Annotated in this window: 2 protein-coding genes; both read left to right on the forward strand. The window is 56.4% G+C overall.

The window, feature by feature from the left end; genetic code table 11:
- Window positions 1–297, forward strand: a 297-nt coding sequence (locus R7Q48_RS30300) for a DMT family transporter (RefSeq protein ID WP_318134112.1), incomplete at its 5' end; no start/stop codon positions are given.
- Window positions 291–543, forward strand: a 253-nt coding sequence (locus tag R7Q48_RS30305) for a dihydropteroate synthase (RefSeq protein WP_161787625.1), incomplete at its 3' end; no start/stop codon positions are given. The genes R7Q48_RS30300 and R7Q48_RS30305, both read left to right, overlap by 7 nt.

Below are 543 nucleotides of genomic sequence, written 5' to 3' on the forward strand. Positions count from 1 at the left end.
ACATCCGCATTAAAATCTAGCGAGGGCTTTACTAAGCTTGCCCCTTCCGCCGTTGTCATAATCGGTTATGGCATCGCATTTTATTTTCTTTCTCTGGTTCTGAAATCCATCCCTGTCGGTGTTGCTTATGCAGTCTGGTCGGGACTCGGCGTCGTCATAATTACAGCCATTGCCTGGTTGCTTCATGGGCAAAAGCTTGATGCGTGGGGCTTTGTAGGTATGGGGCTCATAATTACTGCCTTTTTGCTCGCCCGATCCCCATCGTGGAAGTCGCTGCGGAGGCCGACGCCATGGTGACGGTGTTCGGCATTCTGAATCTCACCGAGGACTCCTTCTTCGATGAGAGCCGGCGGCTAGACCCCGCCGGCGCTGTCACCGCGGCGATCGAAATGCTGCGAGTCGGATCAGACGTCGTGGATGTCGGACCGGCCGCCAGCCATCCGGACGCGAGGCCTGTATCGCCGGCCGATGAGATCAGACGTATTGCGCCGCTCTTAGACGCCCTGTCCGATCAGATGCACCGTGTTTCAATCGACAGCTTCC

The organism is Vibrio sp. 378, from assembly GCF_033339435.1.